Raw genomic sequence first — 19913 nt, 5'->3', positions numbered from 1 at the left:
ATCCCTGAGAGCGGTTTGCTCTTGGGGATTTCCTTAGTGATAGATTATATCCGCAAAATTTTAGACGCGAGAGTATACGACGTCGCGGTCCATACTCCCTTGGACCAAATGATCCGAATGAGCCAAAGATTAAATTCTTCGGTTCTATTAAAAAGGGAGGACCTACAACCAATCTTCTCCTTTAAAATTAGAGGAGCTTATAATTTAATTTCAAGACTTTCACCTGAGGAAAAAAGATCCGGAGTGATTTGCGCTTCCGCAGGAAATCATGCGCAAGGAGTTGCACTCTCTTCTCAGAAATTAGGGATCAAGGCAATCATCGTTATGCCTATCACTACCCCATCCATCAAAATAGAAGCAGTTCAATATTTCGGAGCAGAGATCGTTCTTCATGGAGATACCTTCGATGAGGCTTATTCTTACGCTAGACAATTAGAAAAGGAGAAGGGACTAAAATTTATACATCCTTATGATGATCCGGATGTGATCGCTGGACAAGGAACAGTTGGTCTCGAAATTTTACAACAATACCCAGATCCGATCGAAGCAGTCTTCATTCCAATTGGAGGCGGGGGTTTAGCTGCAGGAGTTGCTTCTTATATAAAATTTTTACGACCTGAGATCAAAGTTATAGGAGTAGAACCTTCCGACGCGGCTTCTATGAAAGAAGCGATCCTTGCCGGTAAAAGAGTCATCTTAGATAGAGTTGGATTATTTGCGGACGGTGTCGCAGTCAGACAAGCAGGAGAAGAAACATTCAATATTTGTAAAGAACTCTTGGATGAAGTATTAGTGGCAAACACAGATGAGATCTGTGCCGCAGTCAAAGATATATTCGAGGATATGAGAGTAATCGCAGAACCTGCTGGTGCATTGTCCCTTGCAGGATTAAAATCTTACGCACATCAAAACCCGAATCGAAAAGGTGCTCTTATCGCGATCAATAGTGGTGCGAATATGAATTTTGATAGGCTCAGACATGTTGCAGAAAGAGCAGAAATAGGAGAATCCAGAGAAATTTTACTCGGAGTCACCATTCCTGAAAAACCTGGAAGTTATTTAAAATTCGTTCAGACTTTAGGAAATAAGATCATCACCGAATTCAATTATAGATATGCTACTGACAAACAAGCACATGTTTTTGTAGGTTTAAAACTAAAAGGAACACATTCTGAAAAAGAAAAGGTAATTTCTGAATTGGAATCACTGGGTTATGAAGTTTTGGATATAAGCGCAAATGAAACGGCTAAGATCCATATTCGTTATATGGTGGGTGGAAGAGTTTCCGAACTAAAAGATGAGATTATCCTTAGATGTGAATTCCCAGAACGTCCAGGAGCCTTACTTAGATTTTTGGAATCAGTAGGAACCTTCTGGAATATTACTTTATTCCATTATAGGAATCACGGGGCGGATTATGGAAGAGTACTAGTCGGATTTCAGGTCCCTTCTTCCGAGAGAGAAGGTTTCAGAGAAAGACTTAAAAGTTTGGGTTATCCTTATGAAGAAGAAACGGATAACCCGGCGTACAAAATGTTTTTACACAACGTTTGATCAAAAGTAGTGAATTGGATTCTGTGAGAAATTCTTAGGTATCTATCCTAAAATAAGCCTTTTTAAGCATTTTTTGGACGTCGTATCTTTGGCCCGGATTTTCCCCCAAGCAGAAAAACATGATCCCATACATTACGTTTTCCTTAAATAAGGTAATATGTAGGATATGAAGATTACTTCCCTTGTCCTTATAATAAACTCTAAATGCTGGACGACTTGCTACTTCTAATTCTCCGAATTCGATAATCCTGCCGTTACCTTTTTTAATAGAATCTATGACTCCCATCTGGAAATCCCTATTTAAGGCACCATGGTCCACGGTTTCAGTTAATTCTTTTCGAGTGATCAAAACACTCGCAGATTCATTGTAATCTTTTGCCGCAAAAATACCTCCCGCAAACGGTTCCATAGGAAACCAATCGAAAGGAATGGTCAGGTTAAGAGGGGAATTCGGCTCCTTCTTCTTTTCAGGAGAGAGGGATGCAAATACGGAAAATATCAGAAAAACAAAAAGGACCCGATTCAAAAATTTTAAGATCACCTTTTGTCTCCCTCCGTTAGGCCTTTTATTAATTTCGGCTTTGGAAAGGGCATATTTTAGTTAGAAAGAGTAGTTCGGGACAGAATCAAGGAATTCCCAGATCCCCAGGTTCTCCCTGTGCGTACAATCTGAGAGAATCAAAGCTATAAATGCCTGTATTATGATAATCTCCCCAGACCAAATTGATCGCGTATCTTCCCACCTTGGAAAAAGACAATAATTTGGCCTCTTTGATACCGCCGGTTGTCGCTCCTATTTTCCCCCCATGACCGCCCTTGCAAACGACGCAAGGACATCTTTTTCTGAGTTCTAATAGAGGAAATTCGGAGATAACTCCGTCCTTCCATTCTATTTTCAGAATATTCTCATCGAATTCTATGGTTTCAGGTGTAGTCGCTTTTAAACTAAGGCTCATATTATCTTGGAAGTTTTAAGAACTGCTTTCTGAAAGTCCCTATCGTAGTTCCGTAAGTCACCTTCTCGTTTAGAGGAAGATCAGCAAAATCGAAAGTATCCCTTTCTAAAATAAGGATAACTGTGGAACCCATTTCGAATCTGCCTAGCTCTGCACCTTTTTCGATCATGATAGAAACATCTTTATAATCTTCTTCTTTGGTGGTTCGGATCAAAGTATTTGTGATGATCTTTTTATCGTAAGTAACACGTATGCGACCCACGTTAGAAGCTCCCACTTTTATCACTGCAACAAGTCCGAACTCGGTCTGTAAGAATGTGATCAATCTTTCGTTTTTAGGAAAAAGTCCTCTGATCCCGAAAACGGCTAATTCATTTACAGGGAAAAGTTTTCCAGGTTCATAATAATATCCTAATATTCTTCCGTAGGCAGGAGAATGGATCCTATGATAGTCCTGAGGAGAAAGATAAAATGTGATATACTTCCCATTTTGGAATTTGGAAAGATATTTATCTCCACCCAACAATTCTTTTAGATTAAAATCCACACCTTTTGCTTGTAGGATTACCTGATCGTTGATATCTCCAAAACCTGTGATCCTTGCATCTACAGGAGAAACAAGAGCGTTTTCCGCAGAATCTATGATCCTAGCTCCGGCTTTTAATGCTCTGGTGAAAAATTGGTTTAAAGAGTTATACTCTTGGATCTCCAACTCCGCTTCGTTCAAATTGATCTTATAAGCTTTTGCAAATGCCTTTAAGATCGGGATCATGATAAATCTTGGCAATCTTAGAGAAGCCAAGATCCCGAATAATAAAGAGACCAAGTTTTTAGGTAGGATAGAAAGAAGAAGAAGGTAGAAGTCCTTAAAGATCTCGTAATGTGCCCCACCCTCCAGGAATTTCCGGAGTTCTCCTTGTGCGACCTTAGCTAAAAGAACTAAACTGATAAGGACCGGGACAGCGGTAATTAAAGCGAGCCCATAACCTATACCGAATATTTGTAATAGGAAATCTTCTCCATATTGAACATAAGCGTATGCAGAACCAAGTAGAGAAGCTACGAATAAAATCCGATATACATTCGCAAATTTTTCTCCAAAGATGTATCTCGCATTCTGTTCTCCTGTATAGAACCATCCGGAAATAGCAACTATAGAGAATAGCAAGAAGGACGCGATCAATGCAAGTCTTGCAGGATCTGTAGGACCGTTTATCAATACATATAAGAAGTTTTTGACAGATTCAAGATCCTTTACCCCAAAAGAGAATAATGCATAGATCACAAGAGTGGAAATCACAAAACCTTCAAAGAATGTAGCAAGCATGCTCACGATCCCCTGTTTTGCGGCAGAATCGGTACGAACCACCCCTGCTACTCCAGCACTTTTTCCGATCCCTGTTTCAGTGGATAAGAAGAACATTCCTGTTCCAGTGCTGAAAATCCTTGCGAGAGAAAATCCTCCTCCAAGTAAAAGAGAGAAAGGTTGCATTGCTTCTTTAAATACAGATTCTAAGAAGAAGTAAAAATTCCCTAAATGATCCCTAAACAATAGAACATAACTTAAGAAAAATAGGATTAAACCTATTGGAGCAACATAAGAAGAAACTTTTCCGATCCTTCTGATCCCACCTAACACCACGAATACTACCATGATGGAAACTAAGAAAGGAACAGTCATCCCTTGGATATCCAATCCATTCTGAGCCAAAAAGGAAGCTCCTAAAATTGGGATCGCACTTCCCATAGAAAGTACTGTTAATAAACAAGCCAAAGAAAAAGCGATAGCAAGCCATCTAGCCCTAAGCGCTTTTTCTATAAAATACATTGGGCCGGAAAGATATCTTCCACTTTCCAGTTTGATCCTGAATCGGATCGCAAGTGTAGAAGAAACGAAACGAAGTGGCATGATCAGAAAACTAGAAAGCCAAATCCAAACTAAAACTCCTGGACCTGCTAATACCAATGCAAGAGCGGAACCGATTACTGCTCCAGGAAGTAAGGAGGAACCTGTTCCGGCATAGAATGCCTGAGAATGTACCAAACGTCCTCGGGAACCTTTGTAGTCCATATTCCCGGAAAAAATTTTAATCGCTAAAAATAAAAAACGGATTTGTGGAAACTTTAAGCGGAATGTTAGGTATAACCCGATGAAAAGTAAAAAATAAAAATATGGTTTTAAAAGATCCAAATCCAAGAACGGAAATAGTTTAGTTGTTAGCATTCCAATCCATCTTTTCCTTTAAAATAAAGGCTTTTAGAATTATTGGCCCAGAATTTCCTACTCGTATGCCGGGCTCCTACACAGTTTTTACGCATCCAATCCCAAAACCACTCCTTTTTAAAAAGCCGTCGGGGCTCAAAGGAAGAAGAGTGAGTTTCTTTTCTATCATCCTGATTGGGATCCTGTTCGGAATGATTTCCTTGGGTGCAGAAGAAAGTGTTACAACCACGCCTAAACTAAAGGAAATGCCTGAAAACAAGGCTTCTGAAACTCCAGATGGATGGGAATTCGGAGCCAGATTCGGTTTTGGAATGAGAGGACCGAACAGATTCGATCAAAATTTGAACGGATTTAGCTCTAACTTGAATCCTTTAGTGGCAAGCCAAACAAAACAGGAAAACACCAGAGGAAGTATCCAAGGTGAATTTTTAGCCAGGACCAGACTGAGCGAAAATTTTAAGGTAGGGATGATCGGTGGATACAGATACTTCGATCCTTTTTATCTCACAAACCTAACTTCTGAACCTTTTTATACGAATCTGAATTTCCAAATGGAAAGTTTTTATATTTTAGGAATGGTCTGGCAAGAAGGTAGACTGAACAGATACTTCCGCTGGGAAACAGGTATAGGACTCGGGATTACAAGAGCATTATGGATAACAAAAGGTTACGCCACTGACGGAAAAGAATACTACCAACAAAATGGTAACATGAGAGGGAGTGGGCTCGAATTCAGATTAGAAGGTTCCTTGATCCATCCAATCAATGAAAGAGTCAGTTTAAGTTTCGGAACGTATCTGGCCTGGATTAATATCACTTCTTTTGACGGTTCCTTTAATGGAGATACTGCTTCTTTCTATATAAGACAGGATGGAAGACTTTCTCCTCTCACAGAATCTTCAAACCAAGACAATATTCTATTATCGAACCAATATTCCAGAAAACTGGACATGCAATCCGCATACGGCGGATTGTTTTTCGGTGTGAACTATAAATTATAAAATTCTAATACTTACTTGGAGACCGGAAGGACCAGGTCTGGGTGTTTGGCAGAATTGATATACTTAGATTCAGTTATCTTTTCTTTCATTTTCTTTAATGTTTCGTAAGGAATATCTACCACAACAAAATTAGCGATAGAGGTAGGGACACTTCCGCCCGGATCACTTAGGATCTGGTAGGTAACTTCTATCTCATCCCCAACAGGGACGAATTTCCAAAAACCTTTGAGCGAGCCTCTTACGAACCCCTTCTTCTCACCTACTATATTTTCAACAGGTCGAATTGTATAAGTTACTGCCCCGGTATTTTTGTCCTGACTGAAAACCGTATGGATCACGAAATCCCTATCATTTACCGGCCAAGGAGCTCCATTCTGTAGGTAAATATACTTTTCTTTTGTATTTAATACTTTCACTGCTTCCGCATGTTTGCAATTTTTAAACCAAGTTACGTAATTCGGATTGTCTTCCATTAAAGAGATCACTGTATTTAGATCCGCTTTCAGTTTTGTTTTACCTCTGAATTCTTTTAATTCAGAACCTTCCACAGCTCTGGTATGGACAGTGATCCCGTTTTTCTCCTTCTCTAAATCCCAAGAAAATAACTGCATAGGGATTAAAAGAAATACAATCAGATATACATGTTTCATAAGAATACTTAAACCTCTAGGCTATGGATCCGGATCGAACCAATGATCCAACTGAATTGAAGATCAGATCAACCGTAAAATTGGATTACATCGAATAAGTTCGGGAATATTAATCGATATCCAAAGAGCTTGGTTCTCTTTTGTATTTAAGAGGTTTTTGTAGGTATTTGATCAGAAGGACTTTATTTCCTTTTTCGTTAAACTTCACTACGTCGAAAACTTTTCGGGTCATCATTATCCCGCGCCCATGGGTATAACTTTCCTCGTTTAGTTTTTCTCCGTCCAAATTTAACATTTTCTTAAAATCAAAACCGTCTCCCTCGTCTTCTATCTCGAAACCGATCCGTTTAGAATTCAGGGAATAAGCCACTTTTACGTTCCTTGCACCGTAAAAAGCCTCTCTTTGTCTTTTTTGGATGAATTCCATATAATTTCCTGATCTCATCGCATCCGTTTTTTCATCAAAACTTATTCCCAGGTTTCCATGTTCGATTGCGTTGATCAGAACTTCCCTAAGACATGTTCGGATCGCAGTGATCACTTCAGAACCTGCAAATTGACTCAGGTTAGAAGTGAGCTGTCTACTCAAGATATCCGCATTTCTAAGATAATTATTCACAGTGAAATGCATACTTTCAGAGATCAAGAAACGAGACAGAATGTCCTCTGAGATCTCTGAAACTTTACCCAATACCTTTCTTCCCGCCTCACTTTCAAATGATTGGAGACGTATCTTTACAGGTTTAGGCTCCATTACATATTTCTGTTTAAACTCAGAATGGAACTCGACCGTCTTTCTGGTCCTTAAATGTTCTTCCAATTTTTCTTTTGCAAGAAGAAGTACGATAGAACCTTCTTGTGTATCAATTGTATAGATCAGATCTAAGAAATTTTTTCCTTCGACTTCTGCAGGCTTATAACCGGTGAGCCTTGAGAGTGTGCGGTTTGCATCCTTGATATTTCCCTCTTGGTCCAATGTAAGAAGAAGTTCTTCTGCGCCTTCGAACAAATTCCTGAATCTAAGCTCGGATTGTTCTATCGCTTGTTTTGCCTCATTTAGATCTTCTACCTTAGAAGAAAGATCTTTAGAAAGATCATTCACTCTATCTGCTAAAGCTAATGCCAAAAGAAGAATATGTAGTGCGGTTCCAATCTCTACTCCCCAGTAAGCCAAGGAGATTGTATGAGGGATGATCCCGGAAAAACGTAAAATAAATACAAACGCCCCCGCAACCAACGCAAGCCAAGCACCCAAAAAGAAAAGTGCAGGTCTTAAATTCCTGGAAAATCCTTGGAATCCCAAAAACAAGATCGCAGCCAAAGTAATCGTGGATAAAAACACATAAAGTGCCAATGCAAAACCGAATGGAAAAAAATATCCGACTATTACAAGTACATAAGATAAAATTGATATTCCTTTCAGGACTTTATTAGAATTAGGATAATTATTAGGAGCATCGAAATAAAACCGGATAAAATCGGCGGTAGTTGCAGAAACTAAAAATGTAAAAGAAGTGATGACATGACTCGCCCAAACGATCGAGTTCGGCCAGAAAAATTGGAAAGAATATCCATGAAGTGACCATTGGGCGAGCACTCCAGCGCCAACATATCCGAAAAATGCTAAGTAAGTTTTTTCCTTTGTGGATAAGAACAAAAACAGATTATATAAAGCCATTACCAGAAGAGATCCGAAATAGATCCCAAGTAATATCTGCTCATTACTTATATTAGAGAAAAAATCCTCTGATTTATATCCAAACGCAGCAAAGTTCACGGAACTTTTAGTTTGGATCTTTAGATAAACTGTGTCCTTCTCTCCTGCTTTTAACTCTAAAGGAAAACTTGGGAATCTGTATTGGATAGGCCTTTCACCGAAAGGAACTCTGTCTCCACCACGAAACAAAACCTTATCCCCTTTGGAAGCCAGGTATAATTCTGCCTTGTCTAATTGACTGTAATGGATTTCCAAAATCCAGGAAACAGAATGAGAAGATTTATTTTCAAGAGGGATCTTGAACCAATGAGCCTGGTCGGAATATCCTAAACTCGCGGAAGAAAGAGGATAAAACTCCTTCTTTTGCATTTTTTCGAAGCTTGTATCCCCTTCTTCATCTGCCCAAACCTCCGCGTAAGAAACCAAAGAAATCCCGTCATACGGAAGAGAAGAAGGATCGAATGCAAAAACGGGACTAAAAAAGGAAAAGGTTAAAAAAGTGAACGAGAGTTTACAAAAAACTCTCCAAGGTAAAAAATTCTGGATGTCCAAAAACCCTTTCACTCTTTCTAAAAAACCGGAGGGAAAAGTTTGACTTCTGGCGGATCGGCAAGCAAGTCAAAATTCTCCCCTCGGAGACTAAAAGAGGATTTTAGCCTTTTTTGTTTTTGGACGCCGCATCTTTTATCAGTCCTGCGGCAATTTCGTTCCTCTGGATCTGGCTTGTGCCTTCATAGATCTGCAGGATTTTAGCGTCCCTGTAAAATTTTTCCACAGGGTATTCTTTGGTGTATCCGTATCCGCCGAAAATTTGCACCGCATCGGATGCAACTTGGACAGAAGAATCGGATGCATAACATTTTGCCATTGCGGAAAATTTCGCAGCGTCTTTATGGAAAGTTTCTGCGTAAACTCCAGCCTTATAAGTAAGAAGTCTAGAACCTTCTATCTTAATAGCCATATCCGCAAGCATATGTTGGATTGCTTGGAAAGAAGCGATTGTAGTTCCAAACTGCTCTCTTTCTCTTGCATATTCAATCGCGGCATCAAATGCACCTTGCATTAAACCAACTGCTCCGGCCGCAACTGCCGGTCTAGAAAGTATAAGGGTCTTGAACGCGTGTAAGAATCCCATATTTTCTTTTCCACCCAAAAGATTTTCCTCAGGGATTTCGCAGTCTTCCATGATAAGCTGTCTTGTTTCAGAACATCTGATCCCTAACTTGTCTTCCTTCTTTCCGAAAGAAAATCCTTTGGTGCCTTTCTCTATAATAAAACAAGAAATCCCTCTTGGGCCTCTGTCTTTATCAGTCATAGCAAACACAGTATAAATATCAGCCTGGCCAGCACTGCTGATCCATTGTTTGGTTCCGTTCAAAACATAACGGTCCCCTTTTTTCACTGCAGTAGTCGCCATTGCAGGAACATCCGAACCTGCTCCCGGTTCTGATAGACCGAATGCTGCGGTTTTTTCTCCAGAAGCAAGAAGAGGAAGCCATTTATCTTTTTGAGCCTTGGTCCCTCCCACATCTATCGGAAGAGCGCCTAGTTTTGTAGAAGTGAATGCAGTGTTTACTCCCAAACATCCCCAGGAAACTTCTTCTGCGAGAACGATCCCTCCCATCATTCCGTAACCTAGTCCACCATGTTCTTCGTCGAACAATGCCTGGTATAATCCTGCTTCTTTAAATTTTTGTAAAATAGCTTTCGGATACTCGTTATTTTCGTCGTAATGCATTCTGTTCGGAACGACTTCTTTTCTGACTACGTCCCTGACCAGTTCTCTGAGTTGTTGTAATTCCTCTGGTAATTCGAATTGAAGCGGTGAATTCAAGCTTGCCTCCCAATGATATTCTTTTTCAAATTCGGATTTTGATTCCTAGGCAATCTTTAGAAGAAGGTATAGAATGATCAAGCGAAGCTTTTCACTTCGCTCGCGAGAATATGGATTGTTTGTTACACGAACTAAAGAGAAAGTTCTAGGATATTATTTTAGATTCCAAACTAGGGCGCCTAATAATACAAACTTCAGGACTTCCCATTTTTCCATCTTAGTTCTTCCATTCCAAACAAGACCTAAACTTAAAAATGCAAAGAAGAACCAGACACCAAAGCCCGAATACAAAAGTAGCGACATCTTTCCTAATTTTATAAGTTTCAATAGATACACAGAAAGCCCGGCAAGGACCATAAACTGCAATACTCCATATACTTTTCTAGAATTAGAAATGGTCGGGTCGAATTTTGTATAAGTAGACCTGTTTATTTCAGGGACCTTCTTCTCTCCCCCTAATGACTCGGGTCTCCAGTCCGGTTTTTTGATAAGTAGAAGAAGTTTATCTTTCCAACTAGGGGTGGCCTTCACTAAATTCCAAAGGGAAATATATACATGCAAATTTGCCCAGATAGGATTGAATGTAGGAAGAGGTTCCGTCAGTCCGTAGATCGGCTCCTTCTTCTCTTCCGCGTATGTTCCAAACCAACGATCCCAAAGAATTAGTATACCTCCATGATTCTTATCCAAATATTCGGGATCTCTTCCATGATGGACCCGATGATGAGAAGGGGTCAGAAGCACTTTTTCCATCCAGCCTAATTTTCCGATCAATCTAGTATGGACCCAGAATTGGTAGATCTTCAATATCCCATGGCAAATAAAGAACATCCACCAAGGAATGCCGAGAAGAGCCAAAGGTAGATTAAAAGTATATTCGAAAATCCTTTGGAACATGGATTGTCTAAGCGCAACAGTTAGATTAAATTCCTCGCTGGAATGATGGGTTACATGACAGGCCCATAAAAAGTGGATCTCATGAGTGGCTCTATGGAACCAATAATAAATAAAATCCACAGCAAGCAGGACAAATGTCCATGCAAGAAAAGATTCTAGGTTAAATTGCCAACCCTCAGCGGTTTTCAGCAAAGGAGAAGAAGACGGAAATTCCCCCAAATGAAAAAGACTTTGGACAGAATAATATATTCTAATTTTATCATATAGAAGAATGGCTCCTAAGGTAATTATAACTCCGGTAAAAGAGTATAAAATCCCGGTTGCCAGATCGGAAACAGAATCATTCCATCTATAAACTGATTTCCTTCTTCCCCATATAAATTCTATTAAGGCAAGTCCTAGAAAAAAAGGAACCGCCTTGTCCAAAATCGTTTCTTGCATATCCCACACTCTTATGTTCTAGTTTACTGTATTTAGAAATTTTGCCAATTTACGGACCAAAAACCTAGGAGAGATCCTAACGGATTGTGCCATTACTTTATTTGCCACCCCTGAGATCACTACAGCCTTACCTGCTTTCACTCCTTGGTAGCCTACTTTTGCAACGTAAGCCGCATCTGCCTTAGGAACAAGACCACTATTCAAGATCGCAGACTTATCCATTTCCGCTCTTTTGAAAAATTCCGTTTTAGTCGGCCCAGGGCAAAGACAGGTAACATTTACACCGTCTTTACGAACTTCTTCTGCAAGACCTTCGGAGAAGAATAAAACATAGGCCTTGGAAGCATAATAGTTCGTCATCATTGGACCCGGTTGGAAAGCGGCGGTCGAAGCCACATTTAAAATTTTTCCAGAATGTCTCTCTCTCATATCCTTCAAGAATAAATGAGTTAATTCTACAAGTGAAGTTACATTGACTTGGATAAGATCCAATTCTTCTTTCAGATCTAAAGAATGGAATTTTCCGTTTGTTCCAAAGCCCGCATTATTCACGAGAAGATCCACGATCGCTTTTTTCTTCTTTGCAAAGTCGTAAATTTTTTTAGGAGTTTTTGGATCGGATAGATCTGCAGAAAGGACTTCTACATTCGCTCCTAAACTTTCCATTTCCTTTTTTACTGAGTTTAATGTTTTCAGATTTCTTGCTACGAGTATCAGATCGTAACCATCTTTTGCGGCCAATTTTGAAATTTCGTAACCGATGCCTACGCTTGCTCCGGTAATTAATGCTGTTTTTTTCATGCTTGATAAGATTCCTTTTCGAAAGAGTATAATCGCTTTTTTCGCAGCCAATTTTAGATTTAGATTTCCTTTCAGGAAAGTAGAAATTGAAAATTCGTACAAGTTCCCTTTCTTTCTTATCTAATACTTGAAAAAGACTTTACCATCCCGCTTCCGATTGAATGATCCTAGGCTCTTATGATAAAACTACACGGTTATCCGATCAGCAATTATACAAATAAGGTCAAATTGGCACTTTTAGAAAAAGGTTTGGAGTTCGAAGAAATTCGCACCCCATTCTCCCAGGACGAGGAGTTCCTACAAAAAAGTCCGATGGGAAAAATTCCTTACCTGGAAGTGGATGGGAAGTACTTGGTTGAGTCCCAAGCAATTCTAGAATTTTTAGAAGACGCTTATCCCGATACAAAACGTTTGATCCCAGCAGATCCATTCGAAGCAGCTCAAGTTAGAACGATTATATCCTTCATAGAAAATTATATAGATATTCCTGCGCGTAGATTATACGAATCGATCGTAGAAGGAAAAACGATCTCACCTGAAACCGTGGAGCTTACAAAACTCTCCATCCAAAAAGGAGCGAGAGCTCTTTCCAGAATGGTGAAATTTTCTCCATATATCGCAGGAAAAGAATTCACTGCGGCCGATTGTTCTGCGTTTGCCACCTTTCAGATCATAAACGATCATATCGCGGATTGGATCTCTCCAAATCCACTTTTCGAAATTCCAGGATTACAAGCATATCTGGATATGATGATGCAAAATCCGAACGCAGCGAAAGTCGATAAACCGAAGTCAGTCGTTATGAAGGCTTTAAAAAGACTCCGCAAATAGAGCTGATCTAAACTAGATTTTGTGCGCTGCGTTTTTCTATGAGAAAAATTCGGATCAAACCTAGTTGCAAAAAATCTGGTTGACTGGTTCGGTTCGCAAATTAACCTGCTGGTGTCTTTATGGAAGCAGAGAAAGTCATTTCGGTCCCTATCAAAGAACTTCCTCACTTAAAAGTGATCCTAGCCGGATGGTACAATTTTTTAAAGGATAGTTACGATCAGAAAACTATAGACGCAAACGCCTTTAAAGATTCTTTAAAGACGAATGTGGTCTATAATATTGATTCCGACCAGGTAGAGTTACTACTTTCGGGCACGGAACAATTACTCCAAAGCTTCCGCAAAAAACTTTCTTAGTTTCGCTAGGCAACTAAATCATAGAGTTTTAATAGAGCATCAGGCTCAGGATCTCTTCCTAAAAAACGTTTGAAGAGCACCATTGCGTTTTCAGAGCCTCCTTTTTCTAAAACCTCAGTTCTGTATTTTACTGCCAGATCCTCGTCAAAAATTCCCTTGGATCTAAACGCGAAAAATGCATCTGCCGCTAAAAGTTCAGCCCATTTATAACTATAATAACCGGCAGCGTATCCTCCAGAGAAAATATGCCCGAATCCGTTCTGGAACTTGTTATACCCAGGCGGGAAAAGAACGCTCACTTCCTTTCGAACCGTATCCAGAATATTTTGCACTTCGGTTTCCGAATATTTTTGGAGGTGGATCCTTATATCAAAAATTCCGAATTCTAGCTGCCTCACCACTCCCATTGCAGCCAAAAAGTTTTTAGTATCCTTTAATTTTTGCGCAAGTTCCTTAGGAATTGCTTTTCCTGTTTCATAATGAAATGCGAAGAAGTCTAGGACCTCAGGCTCGTAGGCAAAATTTTCCAAAAATTGAGAAGGGAATTCCACTGCGTCCCATTCTACTCCATTGATACCGCTCACAGGAGGTTCTTCTATTTTTGCACAAAGGTGATGGAGTGCATGCCCCATTTCATGAAAAAATGTGACTACATCCGAGTGATTTAAAAGAGAAGGAGCAGAATCCTTAGAAGGTGGAAAATTACAGACCACGAATGCAGAAGGCAGGATCATCTTACCAGAAAGCCTATTTCTAGTCTCCCAATGATTCATCCAGGCTCCGCCCTGTTTGTCTTTCCTAGCTTCCAGATCTAAGTAGAGTCTTGCAATAATTTCGGAGCCGTTCTTTACATGATAAACTTCTGTTTTGGGATCCCAGATCGGAGCATTCGTCTTTTCGAATTTTAATCCTAAAAGTTTTTCCAAAAATGAGAAGGTCCCTTTTACTACGGTATTCTTCTCGAAATAAGGACGTGTAAGCTCTTCATCAAAATCATAATCCTTCTTCTTTAATTTTTCCGAAACGTAAGCACTGTCAAATGCTTGGAAGTCAGGGATTCCTAAGGAAGCAGCAAATTTTTTGAGTTCGCCAATTTCCTTCTCCGCAACCGGCTTAGCTAATTTCCCAATTTTTTCTAGGAAATCCAATACCTGTTCTGGAGAATCAGCAACCTTAGTCGCAAGAGAAGATTCTGCATAATTTTTATATCCGAGTAATTTAGCGGATTCATCTCTCAATGCTAAAATCTCTTCTAAAATTTTTCCATTTCCTGGTGCGCGAGTTACATACGCTTTATATAATTCTTCTCTTTTAGAACGATTGTTTCCGTAAGTCATATAACAATTATAACTTGGGAATTGAAGAGTAAACGTGTAAGTCCCATCTTCGTTTTTGTATAATGCCTTGTCTGATTCCGGGATCTCTTTTACATCTTCTTCTGATTCGATCTTCATTTCGAAAGAATTTGTAGAATCTAAAAGATTTTGGGAGAATTGGTTGGAAAGATCGGAAAGTTTCAGTTGGATTTCCTGGAGACGATTTTTTTTATCTTTCGGAAGACCTACTCCACCAAGTTTGAACTGAAGGATTGCGTCTTCTAAGACCTTGTTCTTAGGCCTGTCTAAATTAGATTTTTCTTCCTCATAAATTTGAGAGTATAATTTGAATAATTCTTCGTTCTGTCCTAGTTCAGTATAAAATTCAGTGATCTCAGGCAGGATCTCGGTATAATGCTCTTGGGTTTCTTCACTATTCTTAACACTATTTAGGTGGGAAAGTACAGTGAACTCTTCCTGTAAATCCTCCATAGAATCGTTCAGAGGTCGTATTATAGACTCGTAATTTACATCCTTCTTCTGTAAAACCTCTTCCAAAACCTTTTTAGTGTTTTGGATCTTTTCTCTCACCTTCTCCTTTTGGGCAGAAAGTGCAATTTGGGGAAATTCTCTGAATAGAACTGTTGAACTCATCGATTCCAGACTTTCCCTTCCCGAATGGAAAAGCACCTATTTTCCATCTTGACAAGATTGAAAAACTGATTCGAATTCCCCCATTCCGGCCCTATGAAATCTTATCTTCTCATCCCACTATTCTTTCTTTATTTGGGCTGCACGAGTCCTCCGTTGCCTGTATTCCCAACCACGGAAGGTATCTGTCCTAAGTCGGATCTATTCGTTTTATCCCAACCAGAGATAGATGTGCAAACTGGAAACGATCTGGTAGGGATCTATTGTAAGGCGAATATTACACCAATCGGATTTGAATGGGAGATCAGTCTTGTGTTTCGAGATGAGATACATCCAAGTACCTGGAAGGATTTTTTCTATAGGATCTACAGAAGGATCCGTTATGGTAGGAACTACGACATTGAATCCTTTTTAGTCCGACTGGAACCTGATGGCAAAACATTCCAATTGGATCTGAAGAATGTTTACTCTGGGGATCAAATTTTCCAAGAGGACCCGGTCGTTCATAAGGACAGGATACTTTCCTCTTCTCTTTTGGAAAATCGGAACTCACTCCCTATTCTTTATGTGAATACTTGGAATCATATGTTTGGAGAGAAGGACAATAATCCTGAACTTTCTAAACAAGAGATCCAAATTTCCGAATTTCGTTTCGGTTCGAGAAGCCAACTGGACGGGTATTTCGGGACTTATTGATAGGAAAAAGCCTTTTCCGACCGGAGGATCTCAAAATCCTGGAAGAAACTAAAAACGAAGCAGGAGTTCTCACTATGGCTAAAATCCCTACTTCCCCCTTCGCGGAACTAGGTCCCAAAACTCCGGTGGAAACCGGAACCGTAAAACGGGGCATTTACGGTAGATATCTGGAAGAATTTACAGAAGGTGCAATTTTCGAACACCCAAGAGAACTGACAATCGATCGTTCTTTTGCACAAGAGTTTGCTACCACTTTTATGGAAGCAAATCCACTTTATCTTTCCGCTCCTTATGCACAAGCTCACGGATTTAAGGATCTATTAGTTTCTCCTTTGATGGTGTTCAACGTGGCACTTTCTTTAGGAGTTCAAAACGATTCAGAAAAAGCATTAGCGAATCTCGGATATTATGATGTTCAATTCCTAAAACCGGTGTATCCGGGAGATACACTTTCGGCTAAAACCAAAATTATCAAAATAGATGATAAGGGCGCGGATAAACCGGGGATCGTTCATGTTCGTACGATCTGTTTGAACCAGAACAAGGAATTAGTTCTTCAATACGAAAGAAAGATCATGATCTATCACTCTAATGGAAAGCCGAAAGGAACTCCAAAACCGGTGATCAAGGATGCTTTTTTCCCTGAGACTGATAGCCCAGTGATCGAACTTCCTGAGTTAAAATTCCCGAAAGGTTTTGAGACTGCTACTTGGACAGATACTTATTTCGAAAATTTCGCAGCTGGTCAGATCTATATCCACCAAAATGGAAGAACAATCACTGACGAACATTTCCCTTGGACTTACAGGGTTGGGAACACTCACCCGCTTCATTACGATAAACTTTACTCTTCCGGAATTTCCGGACCTATGGGTGGAGAACCGGTCGTTTACGGAGGACTCGTATTCGCATGGTTATGCGGACTTTCTTCCAGAGATGTGACTGAGAATGTTATCTGGGATCTTGGATTCACGGAAGGATATCATACTCAACCTTCTTTCAGCGGAGACACTGTAACCGCTATCACAAGAGTTCTTTCCGTAAAAGATAGAGGAACAGAGTTCGGAATCCCTGCGGGAGAAGTCCATCTTCAGTTCATCGGTCTGAAAAACATCAAGGCAAACGATGCCTTCGAAAAATTCGGAGCGGATCTATTCTTAAAAGAAAACGATAAGAAAAAACATGGTAAGGAAAAACTTCCTGAGAAAATTTTCGAGATCGAAAGAAAGATCTTAATCAAGAAAAAATAAGAGACTCAGAGTTTCGCAGAGACACTAAGTTTTTTTCACACAGAGGCGCAAAGCCGCAGAGGTTTTTATAAAGAACTTCTGCTCCACGTTAAAGCCCGGGGTCTTCCCTGGGCTTTTTTATTTCGCACGGAGCACACAGAGGACACGGAGGAGTTAGCACGCGAAGAAAAGAAGGTATAAAAATAAAACCAATAAATCTCGCAGATCCTAAACTTCGCGCTCTTGGCGGCTTCGCGTGAAAACCGCAGCTAAAAAATTAACCTTCGAGCGTTGCGCTCATCGAACCTTTGGAGGCAGGCAAAAGTGGGTCCGGTCCGTAATTTAAAATTAGATCCTGGATATGTTCTGCGTGTTCTAATTCGCCTGCAAACACTACTGTCTTTTTCTGAGCATCTACTTCTACAGCATGACTAAACGCTTGCTCCGGAGTCATCTTGCAAACATCCATAAGCATCATAATCACATATTCGTAAGTATGTTCATTATCATCCCATAAAACCACTCTCCAAGGTCCTCCGATTTGCACCGGATCTTCTGTGGTGGTTTCTTCTATTGAGGGAGAGTTAGGCATGGCACGAAAAACTTATACCCGGCAAAATACCGGGTTGTTTGTTATTTGGATTGGACTGCTTTTTTTGCAAGTTCCACTATGTTTTTAGATCTGAGCCCGAAATAATCCAAAAGTCCGGACCAAGTACCGGATTTACCGAAACTATCCTTCATTCCGAGTTTCAAAACTCTCACTGGGTGTTCTTCAGATAAAAATTCGCTAACTGCAGAACCTAATCCACCGATCACATTATGCTCTTCGCAAGTGACAACTGCACCGCAAAGTTTAGCATATTTTAATATAGCATCTTTATCGATCGGTTTGATAGTAGCCATGTTCAAAAGAGTAGCCTGGATACCTTCCGCTTCGAGTTCTTTTACAGCTATCATTGCTTCGTTTACCAGAACTCCGTTTGCGATGATAAGAACGTCTTTACCTTCTCTCATCACTTCCGCTTTTCCGATCTCGAATTTATAATTTTCTCTTTCGATCAAAGGAAGATTAGGACGGCCAACTCTTACATAAACCGGTCCTTTATAATCTGCAATTGCATGAATGATCTGTTTAGTTTCGTTATAATCGGAAGGACAGATCACTACCATTTCAGGAATGGCTCTCATAGTGGCAAAATCTTCGATACATTGGTGAGAAGCTCCGTCCTCACCCACTGTAATTCCTCCGTGAGAAGCTACCAGTTTTACATTTAAGAAAGGATAAACTATACTATTACGCACCACTTCCCAAGCTCTTCCGGATAAGAACATCGCGAAAGAAGAAGCAAATGGAACGTAACCTGCAAGAGCAAGTCCGGCTGCATGTCCCACTAAATTCTGCTCGGCAACTCCTACGTTAAAAAAGCGATCAGGAAATGCTTTTGAGAATTTATTGGTTTTAGTAGAACCGGAAAGATCCGCGTCTAGTACTACGATATCGGAACGTTTTGCACCTAATTCGTGCAATGCGTCTCCATAACCGTCTCTGGTTGCTTTTTGGTCTGCGCTAGATGCGGATACTGCTCCCATTAACCTTTCAATGCTCCTGCTTTATCAGTTCTTTCCCAGGTAAATGTTTCTCCACTTCTTCCGAAATGTCCGTAAGCAGCGGTTTCCCTGTATTTTCTTCCTTTCTCCAATAATTGTAAGGACTCGGTGATCCCTCTTGGAGTCAGTCGGAAGTTTGCCTTAATTCTTTTTACGATCTCTTCTTCGGAAAGTTTACCTGTTCCGAAAGTATCAACGTGAACCGAAACAGGCTCAGCCACGCCGATCGCGTATGCCAACTGCACCTCACACTGAGAAGCAAGTCCTGCCGCTACCACGTTTTTCGCGATATATCTACCCATATATGCTGCGGAACGGTCCACTTTGGATGGATCTTTTCCGGAGAATGCTCCACCACCATGTCTTCCATAACCACCGTATGTATCGACAATGATCTTACGTCCCGTAAGACCAGTATCTCCGTGTGGTCCACCGATGATGAACTGTCCTGTCGGGTTGATAAAATATTTCGTGTCTTTTAAGAAGTTCGCAGGGATAACCTTCTTAATACATTCTTCAATTACGGATTCTTCAATTTGTTTATGAGAAACATCAGGAGAATGTTGGGTAGAAATTACAACGGTATCTACACGAGTAGGTTTTCCGTTTTTATATTCTACAGTTACTTGGGATTTTGCATCCGGACGTAACCATTTCAATTTACCGTTATGACGTAATCCAGACAAATGTCTGACCAACTCGTGAGAGTAATAGATCGGCATAGGCATAAGTTCAGGAGTTTCGTCGATAGCAAACCCGAACATCAAACCTTGGTCACCTGCTCCCTGCTCTTTAAAAAGACCTTCTCCCTCGGTAACACCTTGAGAAATGTCAGGACTTTGGGCATGAATATGAGAAGAAACTACAGCGAACTCAGCGTCAAAACCTAAGGAAACGTCGTTGTATCCGATATCCTTGATCACATTTCTTGCGATCTCAACCGCGTCGATTTTTCCCTTGCTAGTTACTTCTCCGGCGACTACCACTAGGTTCGTAGTCACTAAAGTTTCGCAAGCTACCCTGGATTTAGGATCCTGAGCTAAATAAGCGTCCAGAATTGCGTCGGAAATTTGGTCGCAAACCTTGTCCGGATGTCCTTCCGATACGGATTCCGAGGTAAAGATGAAGTCTTGAAGGGACATTCGATT

General features: G+C 40.3%; 18 protein-coding genes. 6 read left to right on the top strand and 12 right to left on the bottom strand.

What is annotated here, in order from left to right:
* Window positions 1-21 precede the first annotated feature (21 nt).
* Entirely contained in the window at window positions 22-1554 is a 1533-nt protein-coding gene (gene ilvA / locus EHO65_RS03430; protein ID WP_341867362.1) for a threonine ammonia-lyase, biosynthetic, read from the top strand.
* A gap of 34 nt (window positions 1555-1588) precedes the next feature.
* On the opposite strand, the gene EHO65_RS03425 is transcribed toward ilvA, so the two are convergent.
* From EHO65_RS03425 to asd, 3 genes are all read right to left on the bottom strand, one after another.
* Entirely contained in the window at window positions 1589-2095 is a 507-nt protein-coding gene (locus EHO65_RS03425) for a hypothetical protein (protein ID WP_244243424.1), read from the bottom strand.
* An 85-nt stretch (window positions 2096-2180) separates the two neighbouring features.
* A complete protein-coding gene (locus EHO65_RS03420) occupies window positions 2181-2510 on the bottom strand; it encodes a DUF971 domain-containing protein (RefSeq protein ID WP_135772777.1) in 330 nt (109 codons plus the stop codon).
* Window position 2511: 1 nt separating this feature from the next.
* A complete protein-coding gene (gene asd, locus EHO65_RS03415) occupies window positions 2512-4734 on the bottom strand; it encodes an archaetidylserine decarboxylase (protein WP_135772776.1) in 2223 nt (740 codons plus the stop codon).
* 191 nt (window positions 4735-4925) lie between these two features.
* Here asd and EHO65_RS03410 point away from each other — a divergent pair, with 191 nt between their 5' ends.
* Window positions 4926-5735, top strand: a complete 810-nt coding sequence (locus EHO65_RS03410) for an LIC_11366 family protein (protein WP_135772984.1) — start codon at window positions 4926-4928, stop codon at window positions 5733-5735.
* A gap of 11 nt (window positions 5736-5746) precedes the next feature.
* Here EHO65_RS03410 and EHO65_RS03405 read toward each other — a convergent pair whose 3' ends face one another.
* The 5 genes from EHO65_RS03405 to EHO65_RS03385 form a co-directional block, all read right to left on the bottom strand.
* Window positions 5747-6385, bottom strand: a complete 639-nt coding sequence (locus tag EHO65_RS03405; RefSeq protein WP_135772775.1) for an START domain-containing protein — start codon at window positions 6383-6385, stop codon at window positions 5747-5749.
* Window positions 6386-6494: 109 nt separating this feature from the next.
* Window positions 6495-8666, bottom strand: a complete 2172-nt coding sequence (locus tag EHO65_RS03400; protein WP_135772774.1) for a 7TM diverse intracellular signaling domain-containing protein — start codon at window positions 8664-8666, stop codon at window positions 6495-6497.
* A gap of 88 nt (window positions 8667-8754) precedes the next feature.
* On the bottom strand, window positions 8755-9936 hold the full coding sequence (locus EHO65_RS03395) for an acyl-CoA dehydrogenase family protein (protein WP_008592059.1): 1182 nt from the start codon (window positions 9934-9936) through the stop codon (window positions 8755-8757).
* Window positions 9937-10089: 153 nt separating this feature from the next.
* Window positions 10090-11274, bottom strand: a complete 1185-nt coding sequence (locus EHO65_RS03390; protein WP_135772773.1) for a sterol desaturase family protein — start codon at window positions 11272-11274, stop codon at window positions 10090-10092.
* An 18-nt stretch (window positions 11275-11292) separates the two neighbouring features.
* Window positions 11293-12075, bottom strand: coding sequence for an SDR family NAD(P)-dependent oxidoreductase (locus tag EHO65_RS03385; RefSeq protein ID WP_167482000.1), 783 nt, complete (start codon window positions 12073-12075; stop codon window positions 11293-11295).
* Between the two features lie 177 nt (window positions 12076-12252).
* Here EHO65_RS03385 and EHO65_RS03380 point away from each other — a divergent pair, with 177 nt between their 5' ends.
* Window positions 12253-12906, top strand: coding sequence for a glutathione S-transferase family protein (locus tag EHO65_RS03380; protein WP_135772771.1), 654 nt, complete (start codon window positions 12253-12255; stop codon window positions 12904-12906).
* A 119-nt stretch (window positions 12907-13025) separates the two neighbouring features.
* Window positions 13026-13262: a hypothetical protein gene (locus EHO65_RS03375; RefSeq protein WP_086446559.1), complete on the top strand. Its 237-nt coding sequence runs from the start codon at window positions 13026-13028 to the stop codon at window positions 13260-13262.
* 5 nt (window positions 13263-13267) lie between these two features.
* On the opposite strand, the gene EHO65_RS03370 is transcribed toward EHO65_RS03375, so the two are convergent.
* Window positions 13268-15232, bottom strand: coding sequence for a M3 family metallopeptidase (locus EHO65_RS03370; RefSeq protein ID WP_208743955.1), 1965 nt, complete (start codon window positions 15230-15232; stop codon window positions 13268-13270).
* Between the two features lie 93 nt (window positions 15233-15325).
* Between EHO65_RS03370 and lsa23 the strand changes: the two genes are divergently transcribed.
* Window positions 15326-15925, top strand: a complete 600-nt coding sequence (gene lsa23 / locus EHO65_RS03365; RefSeq protein WP_135772769.1) for a surface adhesion protein Lsa23 — start codon at window positions 15326-15328, stop codon at window positions 15923-15925.
* 74 nt (window positions 15926-15999) lie between these two features.
* Window positions 16000-17175 (top strand): MaoC family dehydratase, encoded by a 1176-nt coding sequence (locus EHO65_RS03360; protein WP_135772768.1) that lies wholly within the window; start codon window positions 16000-16002, stop codon window positions 17173-17175.
* Window positions 17176-17431: 256 nt separating this feature from the next.
* On the opposite strand, the gene EHO65_RS03355 is transcribed toward EHO65_RS03360, so the two are convergent.
* Genes EHO65_RS03355 through metK form a run of 3 tightly spaced genes read right to left on the bottom strand, consistent with a single transcriptional unit; the run spans window position 17432 to window position 19907 of the window.
* Window positions 17432-17746, bottom strand: coding sequence for an ATP-dependent Clp protease adaptor ClpS (locus tag EHO65_RS03355; RefSeq protein ID WP_100709550.1), 315 nt, complete (start codon window positions 17744-17746; stop codon window positions 17432-17434).
* A gap of 41 nt (window positions 17747-17787) precedes the next feature.
* Entirely contained in the window at window positions 17788-18747 is a 960-nt protein-coding gene (locus EHO65_RS03350) for a transketolase family protein (protein ID WP_135772767.1), read from the bottom strand.
* Window positions 18747-19907 (bottom strand): methionine adenosyltransferase, encoded by a 1161-nt coding sequence (gene metK / locus EHO65_RS03345; protein WP_135772766.1) that lies wholly within the window; start codon window positions 19905-19907, stop codon window positions 18747-18749. The genes EHO65_RS03350 and metK overlap by 1 nt, the downstream gene beginning before the upstream one ends.
* Window positions 19908-19913 lie beyond the last annotated feature (6 nt).

This window comes from Leptospira andrefontaineae, from assembly GCF_004770105.1.
GTDB lineage: Bacteria > Spirochaetota > Leptospiria > Leptospirales > Leptospiraceae > Leptospira_B > Leptospira_B andrefontaineae.
Note: the sequence above shows the minus strand (reverse complement) of the source record. Positions and strands in the feature narration are given on the sequence as shown.

Coding starts and splice junctions, on each gene's coding strand:
- EHO65_RS03420 (WP_135772777.1), bottom strand. CDS start 2,510: ATGAGCCTTAGTTTAAAAGCGACTACACCTGAAACCATAGAATTCGAT.
- asd (WP_135772776.1), bottom strand. CDS start 4,734: ATGCTAACAACTAAACTATTTCCGTTCTTGGATTTGGATCTTTTAAAA.
- EHO65_RS03410 (WP_135772984.1), top strand. CDS start 4,926: ATGATTTCCTTGGGTGCAGAAGAAAGTGTTACAACCACGCCTAAACTA.
- EHO65_RS03405 (WP_135772775.1), bottom strand. CDS start 6,385: ATGAAACATGTATATCTGATTGTATTTCTTTTAATCCCTATGCAGTTA.
- EHO65_RS03390 (WP_135772773.1), bottom strand. CDS start 11,274: ATGCAAGAAACGATTTTGGACAAGGCGGTTCCTTTTTTTCTAGGACTT.
- EHO65_RS03385 (WP_167482000.1), bottom strand. CDS start 12,075: ATGAAAAAAACAGCATTAATTACCGGAGCAAGCGTAGGCATCGGTTAC.
- EHO65_RS03380 (WP_135772771.1), top strand. CDS start 12,253: ATGATAAAACTACACGGTTATCCGATCAGCAATTATACAAATAAGGTC.
- EHO65_RS03375 (WP_086446559.1), top strand. CDS start 13,026: ATGGAAGCAGAGAAAGTCATTTCGGTCCCTATCAAAGAACTTCCTCAC.
- EHO65_RS03370 (WP_208743955.1), bottom strand. CDS start 15,232: ATGAGTTCAACAGTTCTATTCAGAGAATTTCCCCAAATTGCACTTTCT.
- lsa23 (WP_135772769.1), top strand. CDS start 15,326: ATGAAATCTTATCTTCTCATCCCACTATTCTTTCTTTATTTGGGCTGC.
- EHO65_RS03360 (WP_135772768.1), top strand. CDS start 16,000: ATGGCTAAAATCCCTACTTCCCCCTTCGCGGAACTAGGTCCCAAAACT.
- EHO65_RS03355 (WP_100709550.1), bottom strand. CDS start 17,746: ATGCCTAACTCTCCCTCAATAGAAGAAACCACCACAGAAGATCCGGTG.
- EHO65_RS03350 (WP_135772767.1), bottom strand. CDS start 18,747: ATGGGAGCAGTATCCGCATCTAGCGCAGACCAAAAAGCAACCAGAGAC.
- metK (WP_135772766.1), bottom strand. CDS start 19,907: ATGTCCCTTCAAGACTTCATCTTTACCTCGGAATCCGTATCGGAAGGA.